Source organism: Litorivivens sp. (assembly GCF_041625495.1).
In the GTDB taxonomy this organism is placed as follows: Bacteria; Pseudomonadota; Gammaproteobacteria; order Pseudomonadales; family Spongiibacteraceae; genus Litorivivens.
In genome coordinates this window covers 1-7642 of sequence record NZ_JBFJTH010000175.1, presented here as the reverse complement: position 1 = coordinate 7642, position 7642 = coordinate 1, and the positions used below count along the sequence as shown (strand labels likewise).

Annotated in this window: 9 protein-coding genes; 8 read left to right on the top strand and 1 reads right to left on the bottom strand. The window is 53.7% G+C overall.

Going from position 1 to position 7642, the window contains the following annotated elements:
• The 8 genes from ABYP39_RS15915 to ABYP39_RS15880 all read left to right on the top strand — a co-directional run.
• Positions 1–686: S1 RNA-binding domain-containing protein (locus ABYP39_RS15915; RefSeq protein ID WP_372783511.1), on the top strand; the 686-nt coding region annotated here is incomplete at its 5' end.
• A gap of 138 nt (positions 687–824) precedes the next feature.
• The gene (gene ihfB, locus ABYP39_RS15910; protein ID WP_372748920.1) at positions 825–1118 is read left to right on the top strand and encodes an integration host factor subunit beta; all 294 of its coding nucleotides are present in this window, start codon (positions 825–827) and stop codon (positions 1116–1118) included.
• A gap of 70 nt (positions 1119–1188) precedes the next feature.
• Positions 1189–1488, top strand: a complete 300-nt coding sequence (locus ABYP39_RS15905; protein WP_372748919.1) for a lipopolysaccharide assembly protein LapA domain-containing protein — start codon at positions 1189–1191, stop codon at positions 1486–1488.
• Between the two features lie 2 nt (positions 1489–1490).
• Positions 1491–2696 carry a lipopolysaccharide assembly protein LapB gene (lapB, locus tag ABYP39_RS15900; RefSeq protein WP_372783509.1) on the top strand — a complete coding sequence of 402 codons (1206 nt, stop codon included), beginning with the start codon at positions 1491–1493 and terminating at the stop codon, positions 2694–2696.
• 42 nt (positions 2697–2738) lie between these two features.
• Positions 2739–3443 carry an orotidine-5'-phosphate decarboxylase gene (pyrF, locus tag ABYP39_RS15895; protein ID WP_372748917.1) on the top strand — a complete coding sequence of 235 codons (705 nt, stop codon included), beginning with the start codon at positions 2739–2741 and terminating at the stop codon, positions 3441–3443.
• Between the two features lie 90 nt (positions 3444–3533).
• A complete protein-coding gene (locus ABYP39_RS15890; RefSeq protein ID WP_372748916.1) occupies positions 3534–3812 on the top strand; it encodes a ComEA family DNA-binding protein in 279 nt (92 codons plus the stop codon).
• A gap of 129 nt (positions 3813–3941) precedes the next feature.
• On the top strand, positions 3942–4910 hold the full coding sequence (locus ABYP39_RS15885) for a DHHA1 domain-containing protein (RefSeq protein ID WP_372764233.1): 969 nt from the start codon (positions 3942–3944) through the stop codon (positions 4908–4910).
• A 4-nt stretch (positions 4911–4914) separates the two neighbouring features.
• Positions 4915–6687 carry an SLC13 family permease gene (locus ABYP39_RS15880; RefSeq protein WP_372783507.1) on the top strand — a complete coding sequence of 591 codons (1773 nt, stop codon included), beginning with the start codon at positions 4915–4917 and terminating at the stop codon, positions 6685–6687.
• A 2-nt stretch (positions 6688–6689) separates the two neighbouring features.
• Here the strand turns inward: ABYP39_RS15880 and ABYP39_RS15875 are convergent, their stop codons facing one another.
• Positions 6690–7346 carry a TetR/AcrR family transcriptional regulator gene (locus ABYP39_RS15875; protein ID WP_372783503.1) on the bottom strand — a complete coding sequence of 219 codons (657 nt, stop codon included), beginning with the start codon at positions 7344–7346 and terminating at the stop codon, positions 6690–6692.
• Positions 7347–7642 lie beyond the last annotated feature (296 nt).

Here is a 7642-nt window from a genome sequence, read left to right as displayed (position 1 = left end):
TGGTTCTGGATATTGACGAAGAGCGTCGTCGTATCTCTCTGGGCATCAAGCAGTGTCAACAGAACCCCTGGGATGCATTTGCTGCCACTTACAGCAAAGGTGACAAGATCAGCGGTGCCATCAAGTCCATCACTGACTTCGGTATCTTCATTGGTCTGGAAGGCAACATCGACGGCCTGGTTCACCTGTCAGATATTTCCTGGCACGAGACAGGCGAAGAAGCCGTTCGCAACTTCAAAAAAGGCGACGAGATCGAGACCGTTATCCTGTCTATCGATCCCGAGCGCGAGCGTATATCCCTGGGTGTCAAGCAGCTGGAAGACGATCCGTTCTCCAACTACGTGAACCTGAACGACAAGGGCAGCATCGTTAAAGGCACCATCAAGGAAGTTGATGCGAAGGCGGCTGTAGTGGTTCTGGCGGAAGAGATCGAAGGCATTCTGAAAGCCTCTGAAATCAGCCGTGACCGCGTGGAAGATGCCCGCAATGCCTTGAAAGAAGGTGATGACATCGAGGTCAAAATCATCAATATTGACCGTAAAAATCGCATCATTAACCTTTCTGTCAAAGCGAAAGATATTGCAGACGAGAAAGAGGCTGTGAAGAGCCTGCGCGAGCAGGGCACAGAATCAGCCAGTCCCGGTACTATCGGCGACCTGATCAAGGCGCAGATGGACAAAGACTAAGTCCTGCAGTAACACCTGAACCAGGAAAAGGGCGCTACGGCGCCCTTTTTTGTGCCTCCTTGAGTGGTACTTCGACTAAAACCCTTGAGAAATCGGGCAGTTACTACTAATCTTGTAGCGAAATAACGGAATATCGCTATGACCAAATCAGAACTGATAGACCTGATAGCGGGTATGCAAACCCAGCTATCACACAAGGACATCGAGCTGGCGGTAAAAACGATGCTCGAGCATATGTCTGAGACATTGGCGACGGGTGAACGCATTGAGATCCGTGGTTTTGGCAGTTTTTCCCTTCATTATCGGGCGCCGCGCCAGGGACGAAACCCCAAAACAGGCGAAACGGTGCAATTGCCGGGAAAATACGTTCCGCACTTCAAGCCCGGTAAGGAAATGCGCGAGCGGGTGAATTTAGGCTTGGAGAAAAACTGATAGCCTCTGGTGAAATGAATGTAGAAGCGGTATGGTCAAATGGCCATGCCGTTTTTTTTAGGTAAAGCCCATGGGTCTCTTGAAAAAGCTTCTGTTCGTACTGTTCATACTGGCGTTAGTGTTTTTTGGCGCTGCCTTCTCGGTGGAAAACGACGCGCGAGTCCCGCTGGACCTGCTCTTCGTCAAACTGCCTGAACTGCGGGTGTCGATCTGGATCGTCGCCGCCTTTGTCGCCGGTGGCGGGGCGGGGCTGTTGATCTGTATGATTCGTTTGCTGCAGATAAAAGCCCAACACCAGGGTGTGTGCCGCAAGCTGGCCAAGCTTGAAAAAGAAGTCGCTCAGCTGCGATCGGGGTCTGCGACTTCATAACTATGCCAGACTTAAGCCAGGTGCTACTGCTAGCGGTGGCTATTGCTATCGGGTGGTCGCTTGGCCGCTGGAATCGCCAGCCACGCGACAGTGGTGGTTCCGACGATGCCCAGCCCAGTACCCAATACTATCAGGGGCTGAACTTCCTGCTGCACGAACAGCCCGATGTGGCGATCGACAGTTTCGTAAACTCTCTTGAAGTGAATCGCGATACGCTGGAAACCCATCTGGCCGTTGGCACCTTGCTGCGTCGAAAAGGGGAGGTTGATCGGGCCATACGGATTCACCAGAACCTTCTGGCACGGCCCAATCTGGGTGGAGATCAGTTGCATCAGGTACATATGGAGCTGGCGCGCGATTATATCAGTGCCGGCTTGCTGGATCGGGCCGAGCGTATGCTCAAGGATCTGGTGCAGCAATCCCCGGGCTGGAGAAGCACTGCTCTGCGCCACTTGCTGGAGATCTACCAAGACGAAAAGGAGTGGGACAGCGCTATCGACGTTGGTAAACAGCTGGTGCCGAAAAAGGGCTGGTTGCGCCCCGGAGCCGTGTCTGACGACGATATTTTTCGATGTCTTGCGCACTTCTGCTGCGAAAAGGCTGACATTGCCTATGCGACCAATGACTTCCACTCGGCTCGCAGGGATCTGAAGCAGGCGCTGAGCTATGACCGCAATTGTGTACGTGCCACCATCACGCTCGGGCAGCTGGAGCTCGATAGCGGTAACACACAGGCGGCGATCAAAACCTTCAAGCGAGTGTTTAACCAGAACCGGCTATACCTCAGTGAGGTGCTGGAGCCGTTGCATATAGCTTATCGCAAGCGTGGCGAGGAGATGGAATATCTAAGCTATCTCAGGGCTTGCTATGAGGAGTATCCCAGCAGCTCGATACTGCTCAAATTGGTTGAGTTGATCGACAAGCACCAACCGGATGAGCAGGCCGAAGTGTATCTGGCGGAGCAATTAAAGCGGCGCCCCACACTGCGTGGGCTGCTGCAGGTGATAAACTTCCAGGCGCCCAAAGCCAGCGATTCCGCGCGGGAAAATTTGACCGTGTTGCAGCGTATGTTGACCGAATTACTGGAAGCCAAGCCAACCTACCAGTGTGATCACTGCGGATTTGCCGGTCATCAGCTGCACTGGCTGTGCCCAACCTGCAAGCACTGGGGGCGAACAGCGCCTATTCGCGGCGCGGAAGGTGATTGAGCGGCATTAACCGAACCCATAGAGATTTTCAGGAGTAGTACGTTGTCAGAGTTATCCCCCATTATCGTCGCCTTGGATTTTCCGGCTTCTGGACCGGCATTGAGCCTTGCAGAGCAGTTGGACCCTAAGCTGTGCCGGGTGAAGGTCGGGAAGGAATTGTTTACCCGTGAAGGGCCGGTACTGGTCAAGGCCTTGGTAAATGCCGGTTTTGATGTGTTTCTCGACCTGAAGTTTCACGACATCCCCAATACCGTCGCCGCCGCCGTGAGCGCGGCAGCTGAGCTGGGCGTGTGGATGGTTAATGTGCATGCCAGTGGCGGGCCGCGAATGATGGAGGCAGCGCGCGCTGCATTAGAGCCACTGGGCGAAAACGCACCCTTGTTAACGGCGGTAACCGTACTTACCAGCATGGAACAGGCAGAATTGATGCAGGTGGGCGTTAGCCGGGCGTTGGAAGAGCAGGTTAGCGAGCTCGCGGTACTGGCAGAAAATTGCGGTATGGATGGTGTGGTGTGCTCAGCGCGTGAGACGACCATGCTGCGCAAGGTGATCTCCGCTGACTTTTGCCTGGTAACACCGGGTATTCGTCCACTCGACAGCGAGCAGGGTGATCAGCGGCGGGTGGCAACGCCGTCACAGGCGATAGACAGTGGCAGTGACTACCTCGTAATTGGCCGGCCAATCACCCGCGCGGAATCGCCAATGAATGCCTTGAAACAGATTGCTGCAGAGCTGGGCTACCGCTAAACTGATCGGGCCGCAACGGCACTGAAATTGCCAGCCCTGATGCTGGCAAGTCTGAAGATGTAACTTAAATACGACACAAAGGAGTGTGTTATGAAATTGCCAGTATGGCTGCAAAGCCTTTTCCTTTCTCTAGTTCTCATCAGTGGTTTCGCCTTCGGGGCCGATGCGCCCGCGACCGTCAATATCAATTCTGCAGACGCACAAACACTCGCTGAATCCCTGATCGGGGTTGGTGAGGTGCGTGCGCGAGAAATTGTTAAGTGGCGTGAAGCGCACGGTGCTTTCTCGTCGGTTGAGCAACTGGCCGACGTGAAGGGTGTCGGCGCTGTGGTTCTGCAAAAGAACCGCGACCGTATCGTTCTGAAGTAACAGGTCCGAAACAGGGAAGCCGCCTCAGTGCGGCTTTTCTATTGCTCACCTTAACCCAAACGGTTGTTGGGCGAGGTCAGGGCGCTATGCTATTCTGTGGCGGTTTTTTACAGTGATAGGGAAAGAATGATGGCGGCGTTCGATGTTTTTAATGGCGATGCTGATGGTATTTGCTCACTGGTGCAATTACGCAACGCCGAGCCGCGGGATGCTCAACTGATTACGGGTGTTAAACGAGACATTGAGCTGCTGGATCAGGTGACCGCCGGTGCGGGTGACCAGATCACTGTCCTCGATGTATCCATGGACAAAAACAAGAAAAGCCTGATGCGTGTACTGGAGCAGGGGGCGTCAGTCTTCTACTCGGATCATCATTTTGCTGGTGACATCCCCGAGCATGCCAATCTGACCGCGCTGATCAATACCGCGTCGGATGTTTGTACAAGCCTTTTGGTGAATGGGTATCTGCAAGGACAGTTTGCTCAATGGGCGGTCGTCGGGGCGTTTGGCGACAACCTGAAAAAGAGTGCGCTCGCGGCAGCTAAACCGCTGAACCTGAATGCGCAGCAGCTTGAGCAGCTGGAGAATCTCGGGATCTACATCAATTACAACGGCTATGGCTCTCAGCTCGAGGATTTGCACTTTCACCCGGCGGATCTGTACCGGCAGGTAGCGGATTACGCATCGCCATTTGATTTTATTTCCGACAACCGCGCAGCCTTCGAAAAGCTTGAGCAGGGCTACCAGGCGGATATGTCGGCCGCTGCCAATATTGGCCCGCAATCGGTAACGGATTCGGCGGCCGTGTTTGTGTTGCCCAATGAAGCCTGGGCTCGACGGGTTAGCGGTGTTTACAGCAATGATCTGGCCAACGGTAGCCCGGATCGGGCTCACGCTGTGCTGACAGTTAAGGATAACGGTAATTATTTGATCAGCGTGAGAGCGCCGCTGAATAACAAAACCGGTGCTGATGAGCTGTGTCGGCAGTTTCCCACTGGCGGAGGCCGTGCTGCGGCTGCCGGTGTGAATGATTTGCCGGCGGACCAGCTGAGTCAGTTCGTCGACCAGTTTACCGACTTCTTTACCCACCGAGTGTAGTTCGGTGCTTGGCCCTGACGCTATTGCCACGCTGCTGGTTATTGCCGGCTGCTTCAGTCTGCTGATCACGACCCGCCTACCCGCCGATATGGTTTTGCTGGCTGGCGTTGCTGTGTTGGTTTTTGCCAATATTCTCACGCCTTCGGAAGCCCTGGCGGGCGCTGCCAGTGAAGGTCTGGCCACGGTTGCGGTGCTGTTTGTGGTTGCCCAAGCCTTGTCGGACACCGGCGTGGTCAGCTGGATATCCTATAACCTGCTGGGACGGCCCAAAAATGTAGCCAGCGCGCAACTGCGACTGATGGCGCCCGTGGCCGTGTTCAGTTCAGTGCTCAATAACACACCGGTTGTGGCGATGATGGTGCCCGCCGTGCGCGACTGGGCGCGACGCAACAATATTTCCAGCTCCCAGTTGATGATTCCGCTGAGCTATGCCGCCATTATCGGGGGCACCTGTACGGTGGTGGGTACCAGTACCAATCTGGTCGTCAACGATATGCTCAAGAAGCAGCCGGGGGTGGATGGCCTTGCCCTGTTTGATCTGGCCTGGGTGGGTATACCCTGTACGCTGGTTGTTCTGGGGCTGACTATTGCCACCAGCCGTTGGCTGTTACCGGACCGCAAAGGTGAGGCCCAGCGCTTTGAAGACGCGCGGCAATATGTGGTGGAAATGCTGGTGGAGCCGGGTAGTCCACTGGTGGGAAAAAGCATTGAAAACGCCGGACTCCGGCAATTGCCGGGCATGTTCTTGATAGAGATTGATCGCAAGGGGCGTATTCTGACGGCGGTGTCGCCGCGTGAAACACTGGAAGGCGATGACCGACTGATTTTCGCCGGTGACGTGCGATCCGTGGTTGATCTCAAAAATATTCATGGTCTGCGCGTGGCTGATGATCAGGTGTTTAAGCTCGATACCCGGCAGTCGGCCCGCAGTTTGGTGGAAGTAGTGATTTCGCCGAACTTCCCCTTTGTGGGGAAGAGCGTGCGCGATATGGGGTTTCGCAATCACTATGGTGCTGCGATTATTGCCATTTCCCGTGATGGCCAGCATTTGAAAACCAAGATCGGCGGGGTAGAGTTGCGTCCGGGGGATACGCTGCTACTGGAGACCCACGAAGATTTTGTCGAAAATCAGCGTTATTCCCGCGATTTCCTGCTGGTTAGCAAAATTGAGAACTCCCGGCCGGTTCGTCATGAGCAGCGTGGTACCTCAGGCTTTATTCTGCTGGGAATGGTCGCGGTGGTAGGCACCGGCTTGCTCAGCATGTTTAAGGCGGCTTTGCTCGCGGCGGCCATGCTGGTGCTGACGCGCTGTGTGCGAATACGCGACGCTCGACGCAGTATTGATTGGGAAGTGTTACTGGTTATCGCCGCGTCGATTGGGCTCGGTAGCGCGATGGATAAAACCGGCGCAGCACAAAGTATCGCCGAAGTGATTATTGGTGCATCGGCTGGCTCGCCGGTGGGCTTGCTGATTAGCCTGTTTGCACTGACAGCAGCTTTTTCCGCCGTGATTTCCAATATGGCTGCTGCGGTCATTCTGTTTCCTGTGGCCATTGCCGCGAGTCAGGGCTTGGGGGTGGCGCCAGAGCCGCTGGCGGTTACCCTGATGATTGGCGCGTCGACCTGTTTTGCAACCCCGATCGGTTATCAGACCAATCTGATGGTGTACGGCCCAGGTAACTATCAGTTTCAGGACTTCGTGAAAATCGGTGTGCCGTTGACGTTGGCGGTAGGGGTTGTGACTGTATTGATTGTCCCGCTTATCTGGCCGTTCTGACCCTAGCGAGAATTTCTCATGGTGTTTTTCTTCAGGCTGTCGAAGGTTTTTGTTGATTCCTCGCGGCTTGCTGTGCGCCCAAGTGCCATGATGGCCTGTAACTGATTGCGCAGGGTTTCGTGGTTTTTGTAGGGGTACAGGCGAATAGACAGCATCATGACGCCCAGAAAGCCTTTCAGGCTTTCTAAATCGACAACATTGCCTGTTGTATAACGATAGTTCTGATAGGGCTCGTCGAGAATTTTTGCAAAATGGCGTTCAGCTTCGTCGCTGGGAAAATAATTGACCATTCTTCCTGCATTTGGGCCAGACACCAAATCTGAGGCTCTGTTTCGGGCTGCGAACTGTTGTGCAAAGCAAAGCAATTCCTCCACCAGGCGGGGGAAGTCGTTGCGATATCGCAGGGTTTCCTCATACATGCGCTCAAAAAAATCTCCCTGCCGTTTGTTCAGCAAGCATTGAATGATTTCATCGCGGCTATCAAAGTAACGGTATATGGTAGGTCGGGAAACTTTGGCTTGTTTTGCAATTTCAGAAATCGTGGTTTTATCGACCCCTTTATTGGTAACCACGTGGTAGGTGGCAGAAAGTATATGATTTCTCGCCTGATCCGGGTCATCCAGTCGACTTCTTTTGCCCCATCGTGTCTCGCCTGCCATGGCTCACCTCATTTTGCGTTTCTAGGTAGAGTTTAAGCGAAAATTATTACGCCTGTCAGCCAAAATGAACGGAAAATAATGATTAGAAATTAATTGGTTACACGGTAGAAACCAATACCATTGTAGTCTGCTTGAGGTAAAGTATTGTGTTACGCGGTATGTCATAGTGCACGTTTAGCACTTTCAAGACATATTTAAAGCGTTAGATTATCGGTTGTGTGGGCGGAGATACTATGAAGCGGGTGGGTGGCTTATTGGTAATCATTTTAGTGCTGGTAGTGATTCTGATTTCAGTG

Coding starts and splice junctions, on each gene's coding strand:
- ihfB (WP_372748920.1), top strand. CDS start 825: ATGACCAAATCAGAACTGATAGACCTGATAGCGGGTATGCAAACCCAG.
- ABYP39_RS15905 (WP_372748919.1), top strand. CDS start 1,189: ATGGGTCTCTTGAAAAAGCTTCTGTTCGTACTGTTCATACTGGCGTTA.
- lapB (WP_372783509.1), top strand. CDS start 1,491: ATGCCAGACTTAAGCCAGGTGCTACTGCTAGCGGTGGCTATTGCTATC.
- ABYP39_RS15890 (WP_372748916.1), top strand. CDS start 3,534: ATGAAATTGCCAGTATGGCTGCAAAGCCTTTTCCTTTCTCTAGTTCTC.
- ABYP39_RS15885 (WP_372764233.1), top strand. CDS start 3,942: ATGGCGGCGTTCGATGTTTTTAATGGCGATGCTGATGGTATTTGCTCA.
- ABYP39_RS15875 (WP_372783503.1), bottom strand. CDS start 7,346: ATGGCAGGCGAGACACGATGGGGCAAAAGAAGTCGACTGGATGACCCG.